The 21,759-nt window shown below is 65.2% G+C and carries 19 protein-coding genes; 9 read left to right on the forward strand and 10 right to left on the reverse strand.

Going from position 1 to position 21,759, the window contains the following annotated elements; genetic code table 11:
• Positions 1 to 61: 61 nt before the first annotated feature.
• From A1351_RS20235 to A1351_RS20245, 3 genes are all read right to left on the reverse strand, one after another.
• Positions 62 to 1,534 (reverse strand): MBL fold metallo-hydrolase, encoded by a 1,473-nt coding sequence (locus A1351_RS20235; protein ID WP_083967434.1) that lies wholly within the window; start codon positions 1,532 to 1,534, stop codon positions 62 to 64.
• 119 nt (positions 1,535 to 1,653) lie between these two features.
• Positions 1,654 to 1,968 (reverse strand): acylphosphatase, encoded by a 315-nt coding sequence (locus tag A1351_RS20240; RefSeq protein ID WP_036309437.1) that lies wholly within the window; start codon positions 1,966 to 1,968, stop codon positions 1,654 to 1,656.
• A gap of 26 nt (positions 1,969 to 1,994) precedes the next feature.
• A complete protein-coding gene (locus A1351_RS20245; RefSeq protein WP_064033771.1) occupies positions 1,995 to 3,350 on the reverse strand; it encodes an aryl-sulfate sulfotransferase in 1,356 nt (451 codons plus the stop codon).
• A 348-nt stretch (positions 3,351 to 3,698) separates the two neighbouring features.
• On the opposite strand from A1351_RS20245, the gene ribA reads away from it, so the two are divergent.
• From ribA to A1351_RS20265, 4 genes are all read left to right on the forward strand, one after another.
• Positions 3,699 to 4,805: a GTP cyclohydrolase II RibA gene (gene ribA, locus A1351_RS20250; protein WP_064033778.1), complete on the forward strand. Its 1,107-nt coding sequence runs from the start codon at positions 3,699 to 3,701 to the stop codon at positions 4,803 to 4,805.
• Positions 4,806 to 4,945: 140 nt separating this feature from the next.
• Entirely contained in the window at positions 4,946 to 6,199 is a 1,254-nt protein-coding gene (locus A1351_RS20255; protein ID WP_245291693.1) for an efflux RND transporter periplasmic adaptor subunit, read from the forward strand.
• A 10-nt stretch (positions 6,200 to 6,209) separates the two neighbouring features.
• Complete coding sequence (locus A1351_RS20260; protein WP_024879592.1) at positions 6,210 to 9,308, forward strand: efflux RND transporter permease subunit; 3,099 nt, start codon at positions 6,210 to 6,212, stop codon at positions 9,306 to 9,308.
• Positions 9,305 to 12,508 (forward strand): efflux RND transporter permease subunit, encoded by a 3,204-nt coding sequence (locus A1351_RS20265; RefSeq protein WP_024879591.1) that lies wholly within the window; start codon positions 9,305 to 9,307, stop codon positions 12,506 to 12,508. Before A1351_RS20260 ends, A1351_RS20265 begins: the two co-directional genes overlap by 4 nt.
• 60 nt (positions 12,509 to 12,568) lie before the next feature.
• Here the strand turns inward: A1351_RS20265 and A1351_RS20270 are convergent, their stop codons facing one another.
• The 6 genes from A1351_RS20270 to A1351_RS20295 all read right to left on the reverse strand — a co-directional run bounded on the left by A1351_RS20270 (position 12,569) and on the right by A1351_RS20295 (position 17,138).
• Positions 12,569 to 13,354, reverse strand: coding sequence for a sulfite exporter TauE/SafE family protein (locus A1351_RS20270; protein WP_024879590.1), 786 nt, complete (start codon positions 13,352 to 13,354; stop codon positions 12,569 to 12,571).
• Between the two features lie 10 nt (positions 13,355 to 13,364).
• Positions 13,365 to 15,056 carry a bifunctional protein tyrosine phosphatase family protein/NAD(P)/FAD-dependent oxidoreductase gene (locus A1351_RS20275; protein ID WP_064033772.1) on the reverse strand — a complete coding sequence of 564 codons (1,692 nt, stop codon included), beginning with the start codon at positions 15,054 to 15,056 and terminating at the stop codon, positions 13,365 to 13,367.
• A gap of 78 nt (positions 15,057 to 15,134) precedes the next feature.
• Complete coding sequence (locus tag A1351_RS20280; RefSeq protein WP_026598405.1) at positions 15,135 to 15,338, reverse strand: DUF2892 domain-containing protein; 204 nt, start codon at positions 15,336 to 15,338, stop codon at positions 15,135 to 15,137.
• Positions 15,335 to 15,793, reverse strand: coding sequence for a YeeE/YedE family protein (locus A1351_RS20285; RefSeq protein ID WP_036290797.1), 459 nt, complete (start codon positions 15,791 to 15,793; stop codon positions 15,335 to 15,337). Before A1351_RS20285 ends, A1351_RS20280 begins: the two co-directional genes overlap by 4 nt.
• Positions 15,787 to 16,218, reverse strand: coding sequence for a YeeE/YedE family protein (locus tag A1351_RS20290; protein WP_024879587.1), 432 nt, complete (start codon positions 16,216 to 16,218; stop codon positions 15,787 to 15,789). The genes A1351_RS20285 and A1351_RS20290 overlap by 7 nt, the downstream gene beginning before the upstream one ends.
• On the reverse strand, positions 16,218 to 17,138 hold the full coding sequence (locus A1351_RS20295; RefSeq protein WP_064033773.1) for an MBL fold metallo-hydrolase: 921 nt from the start codon (positions 17,136 to 17,138) through the stop codon (positions 16,218 to 16,220). Before A1351_RS20295 ends, A1351_RS20290 begins: the two co-directional genes overlap by 1 nt.
• A gap of 90 nt (positions 17,139 to 17,228) precedes the next feature.
• Between A1351_RS20295 and A1351_RS20300 the strand changes: the two genes are divergently transcribed.
• The 5 genes from A1351_RS20300 (at position 17,229) to A1351_RS20320 (ending at position 21,080) form a co-directional block, all read left to right on the forward strand.
• Positions 17,229 to 17,888 (forward strand): peroxiredoxin, encoded by a 660-nt coding sequence (locus tag A1351_RS20300; RefSeq protein ID WP_024879585.1) that lies wholly within the window; start codon positions 17,229 to 17,231, stop codon positions 17,886 to 17,888.
• Positions 17,885 to 18,283, forward strand: coding sequence for a helix-turn-helix transcriptional regulator (locus A1351_RS20305; RefSeq protein ID WP_024879584.1), 399 nt, complete (start codon positions 17,885 to 17,887; stop codon positions 18,281 to 18,283). Before A1351_RS20300 ends, A1351_RS20305 begins: the two co-directional genes overlap by 4 nt.
• Before the next feature lie 79 nt (positions 18,284 to 18,362).
• Positions 18,363 to 18,644 carry a type II toxin-antitoxin system ParD family antitoxin gene (locus A1351_RS20310; protein ID WP_024879583.1) on the forward strand — a complete coding sequence of 94 codons (282 nt, stop codon included), beginning with the start codon at positions 18,363 to 18,365 and terminating at the stop codon, positions 18,642 to 18,644.
• Positions 18,641 to 18,814 carry a type II toxin-antitoxin system RelE/ParE family toxin gene (locus A1351_RS26300; RefSeq protein ID WP_371441514.1) on the forward strand — a complete coding sequence of 58 codons (174 nt, stop codon included), beginning with the start codon at positions 18,641 to 18,643 and terminating at the stop codon, positions 18,812 to 18,814. Before A1351_RS20310 ends, A1351_RS26300 begins: the two co-directional genes overlap by 4 nt.
• 208 nt (positions 18,815 to 19,022) lie before the next feature.
• On the forward strand, positions 19,023 to 21,080 hold the full coding sequence (locus tag A1351_RS20320) for a YgiQ family radical SAM protein (RefSeq protein WP_157096411.1): 2,058 nt from the start codon (positions 19,023 to 19,025) through the stop codon (positions 21,078 to 21,080).
• Between the two features lie 94 nt (positions 21,081 to 21,174).
• On the opposite strand, the gene ssb is transcribed toward A1351_RS20320, so the two are convergent.
• The gene (ssb, locus tag A1351_RS20325) at positions 21,175 to 21,702 is read right to left on the reverse strand and encodes a single-stranded DNA-binding protein (protein ID WP_024879581.1); all 528 of its coding nucleotides are present in this window, start codon (positions 21,700 to 21,702) and stop codon (positions 21,175 to 21,177) included.
• Positions 21,703 to 21,759 lie beyond the last annotated feature (57 nt).

A 21,759-nucleotide genomic window follows, 5' to 3' on the forward strand; every position in this document is an offset into this window, starting at 1 on the left:
GTCTTCCTGCTCGGAATGACCGCGAGCCCCGACCGCGCCAGCGCGCCGCCGGGGCTTTTTCTCAATTGGCGGCGGCTTTCTTCAGGCCGATCGCCACGCGCAGCTCATCGATGGTCGCGACGCGCCCATGCAGGCCGGCGATACGCTCGACATCGAGACGGAGCTTCTGAATATTGTCGTAGAGATTGACCGAGAACGGATTGGGCGTCGCCGGCGGCGGCGCGCCGACCGCGGCCGGCGTATAGGCGTCGGCCTCGATCACGAGCTTCTCCTTCGGCAGAAAGACGAGCGCGAGATCATCCGAATGGCCGCTGCCGGCGATGTGATGAATCTCGATCGCATGCAGGTCGCCGAGCGCGTGCTTGTGCTCATAGGTCTCGAACTTCGCCGCCTTCTTCGAGGCCGCGAGACGATCGGGACGCAGCGTATGCGGCGCGGCCCAGGCCTTCTCGTAATAGGCCTTGCTGATGTCCTGCGTCACAATGGTCGCGCCGGCGTCGACGAAAGTGCGCAGACCGCCCGAATGGTCGAAATGCACATGGCTGTTGACCACATATTTCACCGGCTTGCCGGGAATGATCTCGCCGATCTTCTGGATCAGCGCGATCGAGCGCTCCTCGCTCAACGGCGCCTCGATCAGCACGACATGGTCCTTCTCTTCCACGGCGAGGCTGTGATGCGTGCCGCCAGTGAGATAGAAGACGCCATCGGCGAGCTTCTCGGACGCCACGGCAACGACAGGCGCGGGCGCGCTCGCGACATTGGCGGGAACCGCTATGTCGACCGCGCCATTGGCCTTGGCCGAGGCGACATTGACATGCAGAATCTCGTGGCCGCCTTCGCTACGATGAATCTCGGCCGGGAAATGCAGCCCGCCGAAATCCTTATAGCCCGAGAAATGCGTCTCGATCAGCGTGTCGCCCAGCACCGGCGTGTCGATCCAGGTCTTGATCGCCGACACATGATTATCGGCGCCGATCGTGCCGACGAAGCGGCGCGCGCCAATGGCGAAGGACACCTCGACGCCGGAGCCGGCGGTCTCCGATTTCGCGTTATTGGCGAGCGCGGCTTTCAGAAAGCCCTGCGGCGTCGCCCAGATTTCGGCGACGCGCTCGTCCACGGCGGCCGGAGCCGGCGTCGCCACCGGAGCGGCGCCCGGAGCCGCGCCCTGCGGCGGCGCGACATTCCAGGCCTTGTCGCCGACGATGAACCATTCGAGCTTCTGCTCGACCGGGGCCGGACGGGCGCGGCCGTCGGGCGTCTGCGAGCGGGTGATGAGCACGCGCTCGGCCGCCTTGTCGAAGTCGATCGCCGCGCTATAGGCGGAGACGTCGAACTTCGGCCAATCGCCGCCGGGAACCGGAGCCTGGCCGAATTGACGCCAATGGCCGGCGCCGGCGAATTCCAGCGTCTTGACGCTGGCGGCGGAGGCGAGCGTCGCCGCCTCCTGCAGCGAGGCGGCATGCGCCGCTCCCGCGAAGACCGACGCCGTCAGTCCTAATCCGGCGAGCGTCTTGAAACTGCGTATCGACATGAGAACCTCTCTCTCTTCCTCGGGGGCGCAGATTTTCATCGGCGCGTCGTGACGCGCCGATGCGGGGGAAATGGCCGCGTCTTCTGCTCGCGGACTCTCGTCGGGGCCTGAAGTGGGCGTCAGGCCGCCGGCGCGGCGACGAAACCGCTCTCGCCGCCGCCTTCCGCGAGCGCGTGAGCGTCGGCCTCGTCGACACGATAGGAGTCGATGCGCGCTGTCGCCGGCCCTCTCGCCGCGAGAGCGAGAAACTCATCGACCACCGCAGCCGAACCGGCGATCAGCGTCTCCACCGAGCCGTCGGCGCGATTGCGGACCCAGCCGGCGAGATGCAGCCGCCCGGCCTCGCGGGCGACAAAGACGCGATAGCCGACATTCTGCACATGCCCTTCGACGATGATGCGGGCGATGCGCCTCTCGCTTTGCGGCGACGTCACAGGATTCTCCCAGATGATGCGCGGTCTCATTTGGACGTCACGCGAAAGCCTGCGTTCTCCGGCGGCGCGATGGCCGTCTCCGCATGCGGCGTCCCCTCCGGCGCCCAGTCGTAAGGCACGGGCTGCGCGCGATAGATGCTGTAATTGAGCGTCGGGCGACCGGTTTCCGCATCCTTGCCGCGCCGCGGATAGGGATTGAGATATTCCCAGACGATCTCGCCCTCGGGCGTCACCTGGAAGAAGCGCCCGATCTGACCTTCGTCGATGAATGTATTGCCATTGGGCAGACGCCGCGCATTGCTGATATGCGTGCTGCGGAAGGTCCAGCCGGGGTTGCCGGAGCTCGCGCCCGTATATTGCCAGACGATCTGCTTGGTGACCGGATCGATCTCCAGCACGCGCGAGCCGCCGGTGTAGGTGACGGAAGCGCGCGGATAGCCGGCCTCGCCCTGATTGTCGAAGACGAGAAGATTGCCGGCGCCGGGCAAGCCCTTGGGAATGATCTGCGCGTCATGCTGGCCGGAGATTTGATCGACGGGCCGCGGAACCTTGCGCGATGTCGTCGTTCCATCCTCCGACACCGGCGGGAAATGCGGCCCCAGCGTCCAGACGATCTTGCGCGTCTTGCGATCGACGATGGCGATGAAATTGCCGTTGCGCGAGTCGAAGATGAGATTGTCCGGCGCAAAGCGCGCATCGCCCTCGTCATGCCAATGATTGGGGCCGACGGGCTTCAGATCATTGACATGAAGATAGTCCGGATTCTTCGAGCCCTTTATCAGCCTCAGCTCATCGGCGGTGAAGCCGATCTCCTCGAGGTGATCCGACGCCGCCCAGGTCCACACGATATCGCCATCGGGATTCGCCTCGTAAGCGACATCGTCCAGAACTTGCGGCGCGGCGAAGCCGGGAAGCGGATAAGAGATATTGGCGAGCAGCAGCGTGTTGCCATTGGGCAGGCGCGTTATGTCGTGATGCTGGCGCGCCACGCCGCCCGGCGCCGCGGAGCCGAAGCTCCACACGGGCTTGCCGTCCCAATCGACCTCGCCGACCGTTTTGCGCACGCGCGTCTGGGCGCGGCCGGGCGTGAGATCGGTTCCCCTGCCCTCCTCGCTCTCCAGCGTGACGAATATATGCCCGCGCGCGCCCTCAACGAGCGCCGGATCGATGAAGGAGACGGGCTGGCCCGTATATTTCCACTCGCGCACGACCTTGCCGGTGAGATCGACGAGCCTCGTCACATCATCGCCGCCGGCGAAGAGAACATAAGAATTATAGGCGCGCGCAGGATCGTAGATGGTCGCGCCCGTCGGATAGACGCTGGGCTCGGCCGAGGCGCCGGCCGCCGCCGCCGCGAGAGCGCCCACGCAGGCGCTGCGCAAAAACCACGCTCCAAAAAGGGTTTCGATTGAAAAGCGATGCCTGCCGCGGGCCATCGGACGCTCCCGTCTTGCTGCGATGCCGCCATTATATTCACACTTATCAGCTATGATAAATAGCAAAATGCTCGAGTTCTACACATAAGAAGGAATTTGCCTCCCGCATCGCCGAGAGAGACTCGCCGCCTCGCAGAACGACATGCTCTAAAGTGTTTTTCTATATGCGCGTCGCGCTTTCGCGCCGCTCCGGCGAATGGCGCTCCGGCGCCGCTCTGCTCGAAAAATTGCACTTGTTGGATGGATAAGAAAAACTATATCTGTCGAGCTTATGTAGAAAGCGCCGGAGGCATTGTGACCATCTCATCCTCTCGACCGGGTTTCCGCAACGCCCCGGGCGAAATCGAAGTCGAGCGCGCCATCGCCGAAATCCGCGCCGGACGGCCGATCATTCTCCGCGAGGCTGGAGAGCGCATCCTCGCTCTCGCCGCCGAAGCGCTCGACTCCTTCTATTGCGAGAGCTTCAAACGTCTCGGCCGCGCCGACGCGCGCCTCGCCCTCTCGGGGCCGCGCTTACGCCGCCTCGGCGCGCAACGCCGCGAGGCCGGCGCCGTCGCAATGCCCATGCTCGACGTCGCGCGGGCGCATGCCCTCGCTTTCGATTCCGACGCGCGCCTCGATGCGCCCGCCGCCGCTCTGTCCACGCTCGAAGAATGCGCAGTAGAGCTGATGCGTCTCGCACAAGTGCTTCCCGCGGCGATCATCGCCGGCGCGGAGGGCGCCGAAGCCGGCTTCGGACGCCCGCTCGAGGTCGCCCGAACCAATGTCGCCGTCTACCAGTCCACACGCCTCGCGGCTCTGCGCATCGTATCGCGCGCGCGCGTGCCGCTCGAGGGCGCGCCCGACAGCGAGTTCATCGTGTTTCGCGGCGGCGAAGGATTGCGCGATCAGGTGGCGATCGTCATCGGCGAGCCGAATTTCACCTCGCCCGTGAATGTGCGCCTGCACTCGGCCTGCCTCACCGGCGATCTCTTCGGCAGCCTCAAATGCGATTGCGGCGATCAATTGCGCTATACGGCGCGCTTCATGGCCGAGAATGGCGGCGGCGTGCTGCTCTATCTCGATCAGGAAGGCCGCGGCAACGGGCTCGCCAACAAGATTCGCGCCTATGATCTGCAAGCGCGTGGCTTCGACACCTATGACGCCGACGAGACGCTCGGCTTCGACAAAGACCAGCGCCGTTTCGCCTTCGCCGCGGAAATGCTGAAGCTGCTCGGCGCGCGCCGCGTGCAGGTGCTCACCAATAATCCAGAGAAGATCGACGCGCTCACGCAAGCGGGGCTCGAGGTGGTCGCCGACCAGCGCATAATGGGGCGCCGAAACACCCATAATCTCCGCTATCTGGCCGCCAAGCGCGACAAGGCTGGACATCTCATCGACCTCGACCGCGCCCCCGCCTGACGCAAATGGCGGGGACCGCGCCGCCGAATATATTGATTATTCCTATATTCCATATATGCTTTAAATGGATCATCGGCGCGACGACGATAACATTGGGCGCGCGCCGACGCACAATGCGATTCTCGCGGGGTTTCGACGCAATGAGTTCCGATCTGACTGAAGCCGCCCCTCCTTTCATCGGAGCGGCGAGACGCTTCCTGCCGCGTCGGAACCTCACCCGCTGGATCGTCGTGGGGCTCGTCGGCGCTGTCGCGATAGGCGCATGGCGCTATCGGGCCGCCGAAACGCCAGCCGCTCCCACGCCAGGCCGCGGACCGGCCATCGCCGTCGCCGTCGCGGAGATCACGCGCGGGGACTTTCCGGTCGTCTTCTCGGGTCTCGGCACAGTGACCGCCTCCGCGACATCGGTGGTGAAGGCGCAGGTCTCCGGCCCGCTGGTGGAGGTTCGCTACAAGGAGGGCCAGATCGTCAAAGCCGGCGACATTCTCGCGCGCATAGACCCGCGGCCTTTCGATCTCGCCGTGGCGCAGGCGCAGGCTCAGCTGCAGAAGGACGAGGCGCTGCTGCAGAACGCCGAGCGCGATCTCGCCCGCTATGAGCTGCTGCGCACGAAGGTGAAGGACGCCGTCTCCGGCCAGCAGCTCGATACGCAGCGCGCCCTCATCGGCCAATATCGCGCCGCCGTCGAGATGGATCGCGCGCAGGTCGGGCAGGCGAAATTGAATCTCAGCTACGCCAATATCGCGGCGCCCATCGACGGCCGCATCGGCCTGCGTCTCGTCGACCCCGGCAATATCGTGCAGACCAATGATCAGAACGGCATAGCCGTGGTGACCCGGCTCTCGCCGATCACGGTGATCTTCACTCTGCCGGAGGTGAGGCTGCAGAGCGTGCTGAAGCGTTTTCGCTCCGGCGAGGCGCTCGCCGTCGTCGCCTATGATCACGAGCATTCGCAGGCGCTCGCGCATGGCGTTCTCTATGCGATCGACAATCAGATCGACGCGACCTCCGGCACGGTGAAGCTGCGCGCCGAATTCTCCAATGAGGACGAGAAGCTCTACCCCAATCAATTCGTCAACGCCGAATTGACGGTGGAGACGCTGCTCAATGTCGCGCTCGCCCCGGCGCCGGCGATTCAGCGCGGCGCCAAAGGGCCTTACGTCTATGTGCTGGAGAGCGACGACAAGGTCTCCGTGAAGCCGGTGCGGATCGGCCCGAGCGACGGCGAGCGCGCGGTGATCGAAGGCGACCTCGCGCCCGGACAGCGCGTGGTGGTGGAAGGCGTGGACAAGCTGCGCGACGGCGCCAAGGTGACGCTCGCCGCCGGACCGGGCGCGGAGAAGAAATCCCCGCCCGCCGAGGGACGTCGTCCAGAAAAAGCCCCCGCGCCGTGAGCGCCCGCCGATGAGCGTCGATATTTCCCGCCCCTTCATCGAGCGCCCCGTCGCCACCACTCTGCTGATGGCGGCGATCTTCCTCGCTGGCGCGATCGGCTTTCGCCTCCTGCCCGTCTCGGCGCTGCCGCAGATCGACTATCCGACGATCGAGGTGCGCACCTTCTATCCCGGCGCCAGCCCGGAGGTGATGGCGGCGACCATCACCGCGCCGCTCGAGCGCCAGCTCGGGCAAATGCCCGGCCTCACGCAGATCGCCTCGACGAGCTCCGGCGGCGCTTCGATCATCACGCTGCAATTCAGCTTGAAGCTCTCGCTGGATTTCGCCGAGCAGCAGGTGCAGGCGGCGATCAACGCCGCGCAGAGCTTTCTGCCGACCGATCTGCCGGCGCCGCCGATCTACGCCAAGATCAATCCCGCCGACGCGCCAGTTCTCACTCTCGCGCTGCGCTCCAAGACGCTGCCGCTGACCGAGGTGCAAGATCTCGCCGACAGCCGCATCGCGCAGAAGATCTCGCAGCTCTCCGGCGTCGGCCTCGTCAGCGTCTCCGGCGGCAATCGCCCCGCGGTGGTGGTGCGCGCCAATCCCTCAAAGCTCGCCGCCCATGCATTGTCGCTCGAGGATTTGCGCTCCGTCATCTCCAACGCCAATGTCAATCTTCCCAAGGGCAATATAGACGGCCGCACGCAGCAATTCGCGATCGACGCCAATGACCAGATCCGCAACGCCAAGGATTATGAAGGCCTCGTCGTCGCCTATCGCAATGGCGGACCGGTGCGGCTGGCCGATGTCGCCGAGGTGACGCCGGGCGCCGAGAATCGCGAGCTCGGCGCCTGGACCGATCTCGAGCCGGCGATCATCGTCAACGTGCAGCGCCAGCCCGGCGCCAATGTCATCGCCGTCGTCGATCAGATCAAGACGCTGCTGCCGGCGCTCTCGGCCTCCCTGCCCGCGGCCATCGATCTCGCCATACTCACCGACCGCACCACGGCGATCCGCGCCTCCATCCACGATGTCGAGATCGAGCTGCTCTTCTCCATCGCGCTCGTCGTCGCGGTCATCTTCCTCTTCCTGCGCAGCCCGCGCGCGACGATCATTCCGAGCATCGCCGTGCCTTTGTCGCTCATCGGCGCGCTGGCGGCGATGTATCTGCTCGGCTACAGCCTCAACAACCTCACGCTGATGGCGCTCACCATCGCGACCGGCTTCGTCGTCGACGACGCAATCGTGATGATCGAGAACATCTCCCGCTACATAGAGAAGGGCGAGACGCCGCTCGCCGCCGCGCTCATCGGCGCGCGCGAGATCGGCTTCACCATCGTCTCGCTGACGATCTCGCTCATCGCCGTGCTCATCCCGCTGCTGTTCATGAGCGATGTCGTCGGCCGGCTGTTCCGCGAATTCGCGGTGACGCTCGCCGTCACCATAATGATCTCGGCGGTGGTGTCGCTGACGCTCGCGCCCATGCTCAGCGCCAAGCTGCTGCGCGCCAATGACCTGCATTCGCATGACGGGCCTTCGGCCGGCGGCTGGTTCGATCGGCTGATCGACGCCTATGGCGCGACCTTGCGTTTCGTGCTCGCCCATTCGCGCGCGACGCTCGTCAGCTTCCTCGCCACGCTCGCGCTCACCGGCGCGCTCTACGCCGCCATCGGCAAGGGCTTCTTTCCCGTGCAGGACACGGGACTGGTGCAAGGCTTTTTCGAAGGCGGCCAATCGCTGAACTATGAGGCGATGACGCGCAAGCAGCTCGATCTCGTCGAGCTTCTGCTCGCCGATCCCGCAGTGGCGCGCGTCTCCTCCTATCTCGGCGTGGACGGCGTCAATCGCACGCTCAACAGCGCCCGCCTGCTCATCGAGCTGAAGCCGAAATCCGAGCGCGGCTCCATTTCCGCCGTCACGCGCCGTCTGCAGGACGCCGCGCGCGCTCATGCGATCGGCTCGCTCTTCCTGCAGCCGGCGCAGGACCTCTCCATAGACGCCGGCGTCTCGCGCGGCGAATATCATTTCGCTCTGCAGGACGCCAATCCGGCCGAGCTCTCCGACTATTCCCGCCGTCTCGTCGACAAGCTCTCCCTGCTGCCGCAATTTCGCGACGTATCCTCCAGCGCGCAGGACGGCGGCCGCGCGCTCTTCGTCGAGATCGACCGCGACGCCGCCGCCCGCTACGGCATCTCCGTCGCGACGATCGACAATATTCTCTATGACGCCTTCGGCCAGCGCATCGTCTCGACTCTGTTCACGCAGACCAATCAATATCGCGTGATATTGGAGACGACGAAGCGCGCGGCCTCCGGCCTCGACACGCTCGCCGGCCTGCGCATTCCCGCCAATGGCGGACAGGAGACGCCGCTCGCCTCCATCGTGAAGATCAAAGAGATAACCGCTCCGCTCTCCATTGATCATCTCGCGCAATTCCCCTCGACGACGATCTCCTTCAATCTCGCGCCCGGCGCCTCGCTCGGCGCGGCGATGGAGGCGCTTTCTCTCGCTCAGACGGAAATTCAAACGCCGGCGAGCGTCATCACCGTGTTCCAGGGCGCGACGCAGGCCTTCAACGCCTCATCGGTGAGCACGCTGCTGCTGATCCTCGCGGCCATCGTCACCGTCTATATCGTGCTCGGCGTGCTCTATGAGAGCTACATTCATCCGGTGACGATCCTCTCGACCCTGCCCTCCGCCGGCATAGGCGCGCTGCTCGCCTTGATGCTCGCGGGCGATGATTTCTCCGTCATCGGCGTCATCGGCGTCATTCTGCTCATCGGCATCGTCAAGAAGAACGCGATCATGATGATCGACTTCGCGCTGCAAGCCGAGCGCGACGACGGGCTCGCGCCGCGCGACGCCATCTACAAAGCCTGCATATTGCGCTTTCGCCCCATATTGATGACGACCATGGCCGCGCTGCTCGGCGCGCTGCCCTTGATGCTCGGCTCCGGCGAAGGCGCGGAGCTGCGCCAGCCGCTCGGCGTCGCCATCGTCGGCGGCCTGATCTTCAGCCAGATTCTCACGCTCTACACGACGCCGGTGATCTATCTCGCCTTCGACGGCTGGGCGAAATCGCTGCGCCCGCATCCAGCGCCCGTCCCGGCTCGGGAGGCCGCATGAATCTCACCGCCGCGGCGATCGCGCGGCCGGTCGCGACGAGCCTGCTGATGCTGGGCGTGGTGCTCGCCGGCGTTTCCGCATTCTTCCTGCTGCCGACGGCGCCGGTTCCCAATATCGATTTTCCGGTCATCTCCGTTTCCGCCTCAATGCCCGGCGCAAGTCCGGAGACGATGGCGGCCTCGGTGGCGACGCCGCTCGAGAAGAAGCTCGGCCAAATCGCCGGCGTCACCGAGATGACCTCCTCGAGCTCGCTCGGCTCGACACGCATCTCGCTGCAATTCGATCTCGACCGCAACATAGACGGGGCGCAGCGCGACATACAGGCGGCGATCGCCGCGGCGCGCGCCGATCTGCCAGCGGCCTTGCGCAATAATCCGACCTTCCGCACCTCCAATCCTTCGGAAGTGCCGGTGGCGATCATCGCGCTCTTCTCGGAGCGGATGAGCTCCGGCCAGCTCTATGAGATCGCCGCCAATGTGCTGCAGCAGAAATTCGCGCAGCTCGACGGCGTCGGACAGGTGACGGTCGGCGGCTCCTCCTTGCCCGCGGTGCGCGTGGAGCTCAATCCGCCGGCGCTGTTCGAGCATGGCGTGTCGCTCGAGGATGTGCGCGCGGCGCTCGCCTCGGCCAATTACAACAGCCCCAAAGGCGCGATAGAGGTCGGCGACGGTCGTCTCACCCTCTACGCCAATGATCAATCGCGGCGCGCCGCCGATTATCAGAGCCTCGTCATCGCCTATCGCAATGGCGCGACGGTGCGGCTGCACGATATCGCCGAGGTCGTGGATTCGGTGGAGGATCTGCGCAATTTCGGCATGAGCAACGGCCGCACCGCCGTGCAGGTGCAGATTTTCCGTCAGCCGGGCGCGAATTTCGTCAATGTGCTCGATCGCATCAAGGGGCTGATGCCGCCGCTCGCCGCGGCGCTCCCCGCCGATGTCGAGATGCGCCTCGTGCAAGATCGCACGCTGACCATCCGCACCTCGCTGCACGAGATCGGCCTGACGCTGATCGTCACCGTATTTCTCGCCATCTTCATCGTCTATCTGTCGCTGAAGAACGCCCGCGCGACCATCGCGCCCAGCGTCTGCGTGCCCGTGTCGCTGATCGGCGCATTCGGCGCCATGTATCTCCTCGACTACAGCATCAACAATCTCTCGCTGATGGCGCTCACCATCGCCACGGGATTCATCGTCGATGACGCCATTGTCGTCGTCGAGAACGTCATGCGCCGCATAGAGGCGGGCCAGCCGGCGCGCGCCGCGGCGCTGGAGGGCGCGCGCGAGGTGGTTCCGACGCTCGTCTCCATGAGCCTGTCGCTGCTGGCTGTGTTTCTGCCGATTCTGTTCATGGGCGGCATCGTCGGCCGGCTGATGCGCGAATTCGCCATGACCTTGTCGGTCGCCATTCTCGTGTCGCTCATCCTATCGGTGACGGCGACGCCCATGCTGTGCTCGCGCGTGCTGCAAGATCACGCCGGCCCGCCGCGCTTCTTCCTGCTGCGCTGGAGCGAAAGCGCCTTTACGGCGCTGCATCGCTCCTATGTGCGCACGCTGGATATCGCGTTGCGCTTTCCGCGCGTGACGCTCGGCGTGCTGCTGGCGACCATGGCGCTCAATTTCTATCTCTTCGATTGCGTGCCGAAGGGTTTTTTCCCCATCCAGGATTCGGGACGCATGCGCGGCGCGATCGTCGCGGACCAGAGCGTGTCCTTCCCTGTGATGAAGGAGAAGCTCGAGCAATTCGTCGCCATTCTCACCTCCGATCCAGGCATATCTTCGGCGACGGCCAGCATAGGCGGCGGCTTCAGCCCCGGCGGCGCGATCAATGTCGCCGAATTGCTCGTCACCTTGAAGCCGCTCGCCGAGCGCAAGGTCTCGGCCGATGCGATCATCGCGCGGCTGCGGCCAAAGCTCGCGCGCATCAGCGGGGCGAGCATGTTCCTGCAATCGGCGCAGGACATACGCATGGGCGGCAGGCCCAGCAACGCAATGTTCCAATATACGCTGCTCGCCGACCGGCTCGAGGATCTGCGCCTCTATGCGCCGCGCATCGTCGAAATTCTGCGCCGCAGCGGCGCGCTGCTCGACGTGAGCTCGGATCAGCAGGACAAAGGCCTGCGCAGCGACGTGCTCATCGACCGCGCCAAGGCGGCGCGCCTCGGCCTCACCGCGAGCGCCATCGACAACACGCTCTACGACGCTTTCGGCCAGAGGCAGGTGTCGACGATCTTCGAGCCGCTCAATCAATATCACGTCGTGATGGAATCGGCGCCGCGATTTCGCGACACGCTGGCGGCGCTCGACAATCTCTATATCGGCGCCAATCCGCGCGCGGCGAGCCGCATATTCTCGGCGCGCGATCTCGGCAGCCCGAGCAGCGCAGTCAATATGGCGACGCAGCCCATGGTTCCCTTCTCATCCTTCTCGAATTTCGCCGAAGGCGTGACGCCGCTGCAGGTCAATCATCAAGGCCATTTCGCCGCGATCACCATCTCCTTCAATCTGGGGCCAGGAAAATCGCTGCGCGACGCCGCCGAGACGATCAAGGAAGCCATGGCGAAAGCCGGCGCGCCGGCGACGCTGCAAGGCGTCTTCGCCGGAACCGCCGCCGGCTATCAGGAAGCGCTCGCCAATCAGCCGATCATGATCGCCGCCGCGCTGGCCGCGGTCTATATCGTTCTCGGCATTCTCTACGAGAGCTTCCTGCATCCGCTGACCATACTCTCCACCCTGCCCTCGGCTGGCGTCGGCGCCTTTCTCGCTCTGCTCGGCTGCGGCGCGGAGCTCAGCATCATCGCCATGATCGGCGTGCTGCTGCTCATCGGCGTCGTGAAGAAAAACGCCATTATTCTCGTCGATTTCGCGCTCGAGGCCACGCGGCGCGGGCTTTCGTCGAGGGAAGCGATCCGCGAGGCCTGCGTCGCGCGCTTCCGCCCCATTCTCATCACCACGCTCGTCGCCTTGTTCGGCGCGCTGCCGCTGGCGCTCGGCACGGGCGAAGGCGCGGAGATGCGTCGCCCGCTCGGCATCGCCATCGTCGGCGGCCTGCTGGTGAGCCAAGTCTTGACGCTCTACACGACGCCAGTGGTGTTTCTCTACATAGATACGCTGCGATCACGCATCGGCGCAGGCGCATTTCGCTGGAGCGGCTTTCGCCGAAGGCCCGCGCGAGAGACCGAGGCCCACGCGCCGCTCTAGCGCTCCTGGTTGGTCGCGCTTTCTTCACGCGAACCGGGTTCTACTTCGCTCGAAAGCGCTCTAGCGCGTCATGATCGGCGAGTTGAACAGCGTGTATGCGGCGACGGCGAAAACGACGATCGCGAAGGCGATGGTGAGCTGTCCGGTGTTCTTGGACAGGCGCCGCGCCAATGCCGCGCCCATCAGCGTTCCCATCGCGCCACTGCAGATGATGACGATGGCGAGCAGCCAATCGATGAGGCCAGAGAATGCGTAGGTCGCCGCCGTCGTCATGCCGAAGACGGTGACGGCGACGAGCGACGTGCCGACGGCGTTGATCATGGGCATTCCCGTCGAGCCGACGAGGCCGGGCACGACGAGAACGCCGCCGCCTATGCCGAAAAAGCCCGAGAACAATCCCGTAACCAAGCCGAAGGAGGCGACGCGCGGCGCGCGCTCCACCGTGCATTCGACAGCGGCGTCGCCGGCGGCGCCGCGGCCGCGCAGCATCATCACGCCGGTCATGATCATCGCCAGAGCGAAGAGAAACAGCAGTCGCTGTCCGTCGAAGCTCTTGCCGATCGTCGAGCCGACGACGGCCCCTAACATTCCGGCCGCGGCGTATATGCCGCCGCAGCGCCATTTCACCGAGCCGGAGCGCGCATGGTTCCACAGGCTGAAGGCCGCATTGACGGCGACGGCGAATGCGCTGGTGCCGATCGCCACATGCGGATCCTTCACGCCGACCACATAGACCAGCAGCGGCACGGCGAGCACCGAGCCGCCGCCGCCGATGAGGCCGAGCGTGAAGCCGATGGCGGCGCCGCAGCCGGCGCCGATCACATATTGAATGAGCTCTAGCTGCACATCGGCCTCGTCATTCTGCGGGCTGCTCGCCCTTTTCGATCATATGCGGCGCGCAGAGCCATTCCTGGCCCTTGAGCATCGCGCGCCAATAGATCGGCGGCAGCAGCCGCTCCTTCAGGAACCACGCCGCGCGCGACGGACGCGCGCCGTCGATCAGCCATTTGGGGAAGCTCGGCAGCAGCTTGCCGCCATAGCCGAACTCGGCGAGCACGATCTTGCCGCGCTCCACCGTGAGCGGGCAGGAGCCATAGCCGTCATAGCCGACATGCGGCGCCTTGCCGTCGAGAACCGAGAGCACATTGATGGCGACGACCGGCGCCTGCTTGCGCGCGGCGGCCGCCGTCTTGGCGTTGGTCGTCGCTATGGCGTCGCCGAGCGCGAAGACATTGCCGTAGCGCGTATGGCGCAGCGACTCTGGATCGACGGCGATGAAGCCGCTCTCCGCGGCCAGCGGACTTTTGGCGACGAAATCAGGCGCGCGCTGCGGCGGCACGGCGTGCATCATCGCGAAATCTCGCTGCACGCGCAGGACGGCGCCATTGGCGTCCTTCTCCTCGAAGGTTGCGATCTTGGCGGGGCCGTCGACGGCGACGAGCTTGGATTCGAGGCGCAGATCGATGCCGTAACGCTTCACATATTCCATCAGCGCCGGCACATAGGCCGGCACGCCGAACAGCACGGAGCCGGCATTGTGGAACTCGACCTCGATGTTGGAAAGCGCGCCGGCGCGGCGCCATGCGTCGCAGGAGAGATACATCGCCTTTTGCGGCGCGCCCGCGCATTTGATCGGAATCGGCGGCTGCGTGAACAATGCGCGTCCGCCGCGCAGAGTCTGCGCGAGGAAATGCGTGTAGGGCGCGAGATCGGCGCGATAATTGGAGGTGACGCCATTGCGGCCGAGCGTTTCGACGAGACCGGGAATGGCGTCCCAATCGAGCTTTATGCCGGGCGAGGCGACGAGCGCGCGATAGCGCAGCCGCGAGCCGTCGTCGAGAACGACCTCATCGGAATCGGGCGCGAATTCGGCGACGGATTTCTTGATCCAGACGGCCTTGTCGGGGATGACCGAGGCCATCGGACGCTTCGTCACTTCCGGCTTGAACACGCCGGCGCCGACGAGGGTGAAGCCGGGCTGATAATAGTGAAACTCGGCCGGCTCGACGATGGCGATGGAGAGCGAAGGCCGACGCTTCAAAAGGCTCGCCGCCGCGGCGACGCCGCCGCTGCCGCCGCCGACGATCACCACATCATAGGAGCCAGGACCACGATCGCCGGCCGGCGCGCCGCCACGCGCGATAATGCGCGTCTTCCACGGCTCGAGATCGACGCCGACCTCTTTCGCCGCGGAAAGCACCGTCTCGGCGCCGAGCGGCATGGCCTGAGACAGCGCCCATAATGCGCTCGCGCGCCTGCCGCTCTTGCAATAGCCGAGCGCGGCACCGCCCGCAGTCGCGAGCGCGCCGGCGAAATCGGCGACGGAAGCGTCGTCTATGTTCGAGGGCGTCACCGGAACATGCTTCGCCGAAAGACCATGCTTTGCCGCCCATTCGGCGACGTCGTGGAAATTGGGCTGGCCCTGCTCCTCATTGTCGGGACGACAATCGACGATGAGACGAAACCCGTCGCTCGCGGCGCGCTCGACATCGGCTTCGGAAATCTGCGGCGAAGCGGAGAAAACGGACGATAATTTCGTGAAGCTCATGACGGCGCGTTCCTCTTTTTTTGTTCGCTTTTTTAGGTGTGTGTCGGGGAGAAGCTTCGGCCGGCGGAGCGCGTCGGTTCAGACGCGCTTGCAGGTCGAGATTCCAAAGAGACGATAGGCGGGGCAGAAGGAGACGAGGCTGGTCGCAAAGGCGATGATCGCGACGACGCCGAGCGCGATGGCGAGGCCGCCAGAGAGCGCGCCGATCCAATAGGCCAATGCAATGGCGGCGACGATGGCGAGACGGAAAATGCGGTCTAATGTTCCGACATTCCTGGTCATGACTCGTGCCTTTCGTTCGAGCGCTTGGGCTTTCGCATTTTTTGCGCGGTGACGCGCTGCAGAACCATTCCGAGCGCCATGGCCGCGACGAAGGGCGCGACAGCGAGCGGCGCGAGGGCGAGATCGGCGAGCGCTGGACCGGGACAAAGGCCGGCGACGCCCCATCCGAGACCGAAGATCGCCGCGCCCGTAACGAGGCGCGCGTCGATCGGCGAGGTCGGCGGCAGATCGAAGCTATCTGCGGCGAGCGGGCGCTCCAGCCGGCGCATGACGCGCCAAGCGATCGCCATTGGTATGAGCGCGCCGATCATCACGAAAGCGAGCGTCGGATCGAAAGCGCCGAAGACATCGAGAAAGCCGCGCACGCGCGCCGGATTCGCCATGCCGGAGACCGCTAGGCCGAGGCCGAAGATGACGCCGCTGAGAAGGCCGAGGAGAGTGGAGCTTTTCACCATGCGAGCCCCGCCGCATTCATCGCCGCCACAGTCGCCGCCGCGACGCTCATGAACACTCCCGTCGCGACGAGCGAGCGCTTCGAGAGTCGCGACAGGCCGCAGACGCCATGGCCGCTGGTGCAGCCGGAGCCGAGCCGCGCGCCATAGCCGACGAGCAGCCCGCCGATTAGCAACATCGCCAGCGGCGGAAAGCGCATCTCGATCGGCCCCGTTAGAAGAACGAGCGCCCCCGCGCCGAGCGGCAGGCCGACAACGAAGCCCGCCGCCAGACCATCCGGCCCGCAGGCCTTGGTGAGGCCGATCGTGCGGGCGAAGAGGCCGCTGACGCCGGCGATGCGCCCCGCGGCGAGCAGCATGATCGACGCGCTCGCGCCGATTATCAGCCCGCCGGCGAGGCCCTGCGCCATGGAAGCGGCGAGCGTCATCAGAAGACGTCCAAGGGGAGCTTCAGATAGCGCGCGCCATTGTCCTCGGCCGGCGGAAGGCGACCGCCGCGCACATTCACCTGCACGGACGGCAGGATCAGATGCGGCAGATCGAGCGTCGCATCGCGATGCGTGCGCATCTCGACGAATTCGTCCTCGCCGATTCCGTCATGCACATGGACATTGCCCTTGCGCTCGGCGCCGACCGTCGTCTCCCAGGCGTAAGCGTCGCGGTTCGGCGCTTTGTAGTCGTGGCAGAGGAACAGCCGCGTCTCGTCCGGCAGCGCCATCAGCCGGCGGATGGAGCGATAGAGCGCGCGGGCGTCGCCGCCCGGAAAATCGGCGCGCGCCGTGCCATAGTCGGGCATGAACAGCGTGTCGCCGACAAAGGCCGCATCGCCGATCACATAGGCGACATCGGCCGGCGTATGGCCGGGCACATGCAGCGTGATCGCCGGAATCTCGCCGATCGCGAAAGTCTCGCCGTCGTCGAACAAATGATCGAACTGCGAGCCGTCGCGGGCGAACTCCGTCCCGAAGTTGAAGACCTTGCCGAAGACGTTTTGAACCGTGGTGATCTCGCGGCCGATGGCCAGCCTGCCGCCGAGCTTGGTCTGGAGATAGGGAGCCGCCGAGAGATGATCGGCATGGGCGTGGGTTTCCAGCAGCCAGTCGATCATCAGACTTTCATGATTCACGTAAGCGATGATCTGATCTGCGCCCTTGGTCGAGGTGCGGCCGGACGCCGCATCGAAATTCAGCACGCTGTCGACGATCGCGGCATGGCGCGTCGCTGGATCGTAGACGACGTGAGACGCTGTAAAAGTCGGCTCGTCGAAGAAGGTCTCGACCTGAATCGACGGCCGTTTCGCGGCGGCGAGGATCTGCTCCCTGGCCCGCTCGAGCGCTGCATCCGTCATGGCAACCTCCCATTTAATTTCATGATTACATGATTTATGTAATCGTATAGTCTGCTTGTGTCAAGCGAGGAATGGGGGCATTTGAAAGCCATGGAAAAAGAACCGACTTCGGCTCCGACGACGGCCGCGCGGGCGCTGCGCGTCGGCGATCTCGCGCCGGTTTTTCAGGCGCGCTCCACTGGCGGCGACATTCGTCTCGATCAGTTCCGCGGCCGCTGGCTGATCTTCTTCTCGCATCCGGCGGATTTCACGCCGGTCTGCACCAGCGAATTCGTGGCGCTCGCCCGCGCCGCGCCGCGATTCGAGGAGGTGGGCTGCGCGCTGCTGGGGCTTTCGGTCGACAGCCTCTATTCGCATCTCGCCTGGGTGCGGGCGATCCGCGACCTTTTCGGCGTCACCGTCCCCTTCCCCATCGTCGAGGATCCGACGATGACCATTGGTCGCGCCTATGGAATGTTGGACGAGACCGCCCGAGATTCCTCTGCGATGCGCGCGACCTATTACATCGACCCGGAGGGAATCGTGCGGGCGCTCACCTGGTATCCGCTGACGGTCGGCCGTTCGGTGGAGGAGATGCTGCGCCTCGTCACTGCGCTGAAAAAGGCCGCCTCCGGCGAGGTGATGACGCCGGAGGGCTGGACGCCCGGCGGCGATCTTCTGCTGCCGCCGACCAGCGTCGCGCAAGAGGCGCTCGCGCCAGACGCGACCAACGGCTGGTTCTATCGGACTTGCAAAGATTCAGGCAAATGACCGCACTCTACGAATCGCGCGAGCGCGCCAATGAGGCCGCCGAAAGGCTGAAGATTTTCGCGCAGCCGCAGCGGCTGATGATCCTGTCCTATCTCCTCGCCGGCGAGCACACCGTCGGCGAGATCGAGGCCGCGACGGCGATTCAGCAGCCGGCGCTGAGCCAGCAGCTCGCCGAGCTGCGCCGCGCCGAGCTGGTGGAGACGCGCCGCGCCGCCAAGCAGGTCTTCTACCGCCTGGCCGATGCGAAGGTGACGCTCTGCGTCAAATGCGTCGAGGCGATCTTCGAAGGCGCCGCCGATCCGCAAGGCGCGCTCGCCGAGGCGCTGCGCGCGCCGCAGACCGAGCGCGAGCCGCCCGGCAAGGCCGGAGCGGCGGCGTTCGCGAAGATCGTATAGCCGATGCCGGGGCCGCCTCCACCTCGACGCGCGGCCGCTGATGGTGTTAAATCCTATTGGACATTATCAGGGGAAGCCAATGCGGAGCACCCAGCAATTCAGCGTGACGCTGCCGACCGAAATGGCGCAAATGGTCAAGGCGAAGGTGTCGTCTGGAGAATACGCCAGCGAAAGCGAGGTCATTCGCGACGGCCTTCGCGCCCTGCTGGCGCGCGACCGCGCGGTCGAGAATTGGCTGGCGCAGGAGGTCGCGCCGGCCTATGACAGGATGAAGACTGACCCATCGCGCGGACGATCTCCCGCCGATGTTCGCGCGGCGCTGGCGGCCGAGCATGAGCGGGCGACGAAGACGACCCGGTGACGGGGTCCTATAACGTCATTTTCTCGCCCGAAGCCGAGGCGCAGCTCCTCGCCATCTATCGCTGGATCGCCGAGCGGGCGACGCCGTCGGCGGCCGAGCGTTTCACCGGCGCGATTCGTCGATTATTGCGAAAATCTCCGCAGCTTCCCCGAGCGCGGGACATGTCGTGACGATTTACGGCCGGGCCTGCGGACGATCGGCTTTCGTCGGCGCGTGACGATCGCTTTTGCCGTCGAAGCCGAAGTCGTGACAATCGTCGGCGTTTTTTACGGCGGACAGGATTTCGAAGCTTCGCTGTCGATCGCCGACGAATGAAAGGCGAATCCTGCCGCAGCGCATCCTCGCATCCGGCCCGCCTTCCATGATATTCACGAGACCATGACGAAAGCCGCCGAAACCCGAGGCGCGGCCAAGCCGCTGTTCTCCTATCGCAAGCATTGGGCGCATCGCTTCGGCGTCGCGCCATTTCTGCCCATGTCGCGCGCCGAAATGGAGACGCTCGGCTGGGACAGCTGCGACATCATCCTCGTCACCGGCGACGCCTATATCGACCATCCGAGCTTCGGCATGGCCATCATCGGCCGCCTCTTGGAGGCGCAGGGCTTTCGCGTGGGCATTATCGCGCAGCCGGATTGGCGCGACGCCTCCGCCTTCCGCGCGCTCGGCAAGCCCAATCTCTTCTTCGGCGTCACCAGCGGCAATATGGATTCGATGGTGAACCGCTACACCTCCGACCGGCGGCTGCGGCACAATGATTCCTACACGCCCGGCGGCGAAGACGGCAAAAGGCCGGATCGCGCCGTCATCGTCTACGCCCAGCGCTGCCGCGAGGCGTTCCCCGATGCGCCCATTGTGCTCGGCGGCATAGAGGCCTCGCTGCGGCGCATCGCCCATTACGACTATTGGTCGGACAAGGTCCGCCGCTCCATCCTCTTCGACGCCAAGGCCGATCTGCTGCTCTATGGCAATGCCGAGCGCGCGCTGGTCGAGGTCGCGCATCGCATCGCCAAGCGCGGCATGGCGCAGGATTTCTCCGATATCCGCGGCGTCGCCTTCACGCGCGACGCGACGCCCGAGGACTGGATCGAGGCCTCGGCCGAGGACATTGACGAGCCCGACGAAGGCCGCATGCGCAAGGACGCGCAGAGCGAGACTGTCGTCATACGCCTGCCCGCTTTCGAGCAGGTCGCCAATGACCCCGAATCCTACGCCCGCGCCTCGCGCGTGCTGCATCGGGAGAGCAATCCGGGCAATGCGCGGCCGCTGACGCAGCGTCATGGAACGCGCGATATTTGGCTCACCGCGCCGCCCATTCCGCTGACCATGGCGGAGATGGATGGCGTCTATGATCTGCCCTTTGCGCGCGCGCCGCATCCGTCCTACACGCAGCCTATCCCTGCATGGGAGATGATCCGTCATTCGGTGACGATCATGCGCGGCTGCTTCGGCGGCTGCTCCTTCTGCTCCATCACCGAGCATGAGGGGCGCATCATTCAATCGCGCTCGGAAGGCTCGATCCTCAAAGAGATCGAGACGATCCGCGACAAGACCGAAGGTTTCACCGGCATCATCTCCGACATTGGCGGGCCGACGGCGAATATGTATCGCCTCGCCTGCAAGGATCGCGAGACCGAGGCGCTGTGCCGGCGGCCCTCCTGCGTCTATCCGGATATTTGCAAGAATCTCGAGACCAGCCACGACTCGCTGATCCAGCTCTATCGTAAGGCGCGCGCAATTCCCGGCGTCAAGAAAGTGATGGTGGCCTCGGGCGTGCGCTATGATCTCGCGGTGAAGAGCCCGGCCTATGTGCGCGAGCTGGTCGAGCATCATGTCGGCGGCTATCTCAAAATCGCGCCCGAACATACGGAGAGCGGCCCGCTCTCCAAGATGATGAAGCCCGGCATTGGCTCATACGACCGCTTCAAGCGTCTGTTCGACGCGGCGGCGCAGGCGGCCAAGAAGCAATATTTCCTCATCCCCTATTTCATCGCCGCGCATCCGGGCACGAGCGACGAGGATATGTTGAATCTGGCGCTGTGGCTGAAAAAGAACGGCTATCGCGCCGATCAGGTGCAGACCTATCTGCCATCGCCCATGGCGCTGTCGACGGCCATGTATCATTCGGGCTTCAATCCGCTGAAGCCGGTGCGCCGCGGCGCGTCGGAAAAGGTCGACGCCGTGAAGGGCCTGCGCCAGCGCCGCCTGCACAAGGCCTTTCTGCGCTATCACGATCCCGAGAATTGGCCTGTGCTGCGCGAGGCGCTGAAAGCCATGGGCCGCGCCGATCTCATCGGCCCCGGCAAGCATCATCTCGTGCCGGGCTGGCAACCGGTTGGAACCGGCAAGGGCGGCGAAGGCCGCCGCATAGGCCAGAAGGGCGCGCGGACGCAGTCGCGGGAGTTCCGGACGAATGGGCTGCGCTCGCGGAGCTCATAGAGATTTCGAGCGCCCCCTCCCCGGCCCTCCCCCGCTTCGCGGGGGAGGGAACAGACCCCGCCCTTCATCGAGGGCTCGCGATCTCCCTCCGGACTCAGAACGGAATATCGTCGTCGAGCTGCTCCGACAAACGTCCGCCGCCGGCCGGCGCCGGGGAGCGCTCGGCGGGCGGGCGTTCCATCGGCGAGGAGCGGCCGAAGCTGGAGCCGCCGCCGCTCGACTGATAGGAGCCGCCGCCGCCTTCATAATCGCCCTCGCCGCGGCCGCCGCCCTTGCTGTCGAGCAGAGTCAGCTCGCCGCGGAAACGCTGCAGCACCACATCGGTCGCGCGGCGCTGAATGCCGTCCTTGTCCTGATATTCGCGCGTCTGCAGCTGGCCCTCGAGATAGATCTTGGAGCCCTTGCGGCAATATTGCTCGGCGATCTTCCCCAAATTCTCGTTGAAGATCGACACATTGTGCCACTCCGTGCGGTCCTTGCGCTCGCCTGTGTTGCGGTCGCGCCAGGATTCCGTCGTCGCCACGGAGAAAGAGACGACGCGGTCGCCCGAGGGCAGCGTGCGCACTTCAGGGTCACGCCCGAGATTGCCGACCAATATGACCTTGTTGACGCTGCCCGCCATGATCCTCTCCGCCTTGATGATGCTCGCGGCACCTTAGTCCGAAACGCGCGAGCGCGA

It is taken from the genome of Methylosinus sp. R-45379, assembly GCF_001644125.1.
Taxonomy (GTDB): Bacteria; Pseudomonadota; Alphaproteobacteria; order Rhizobiales; family Beijerinckiaceae; genus Methylosinus.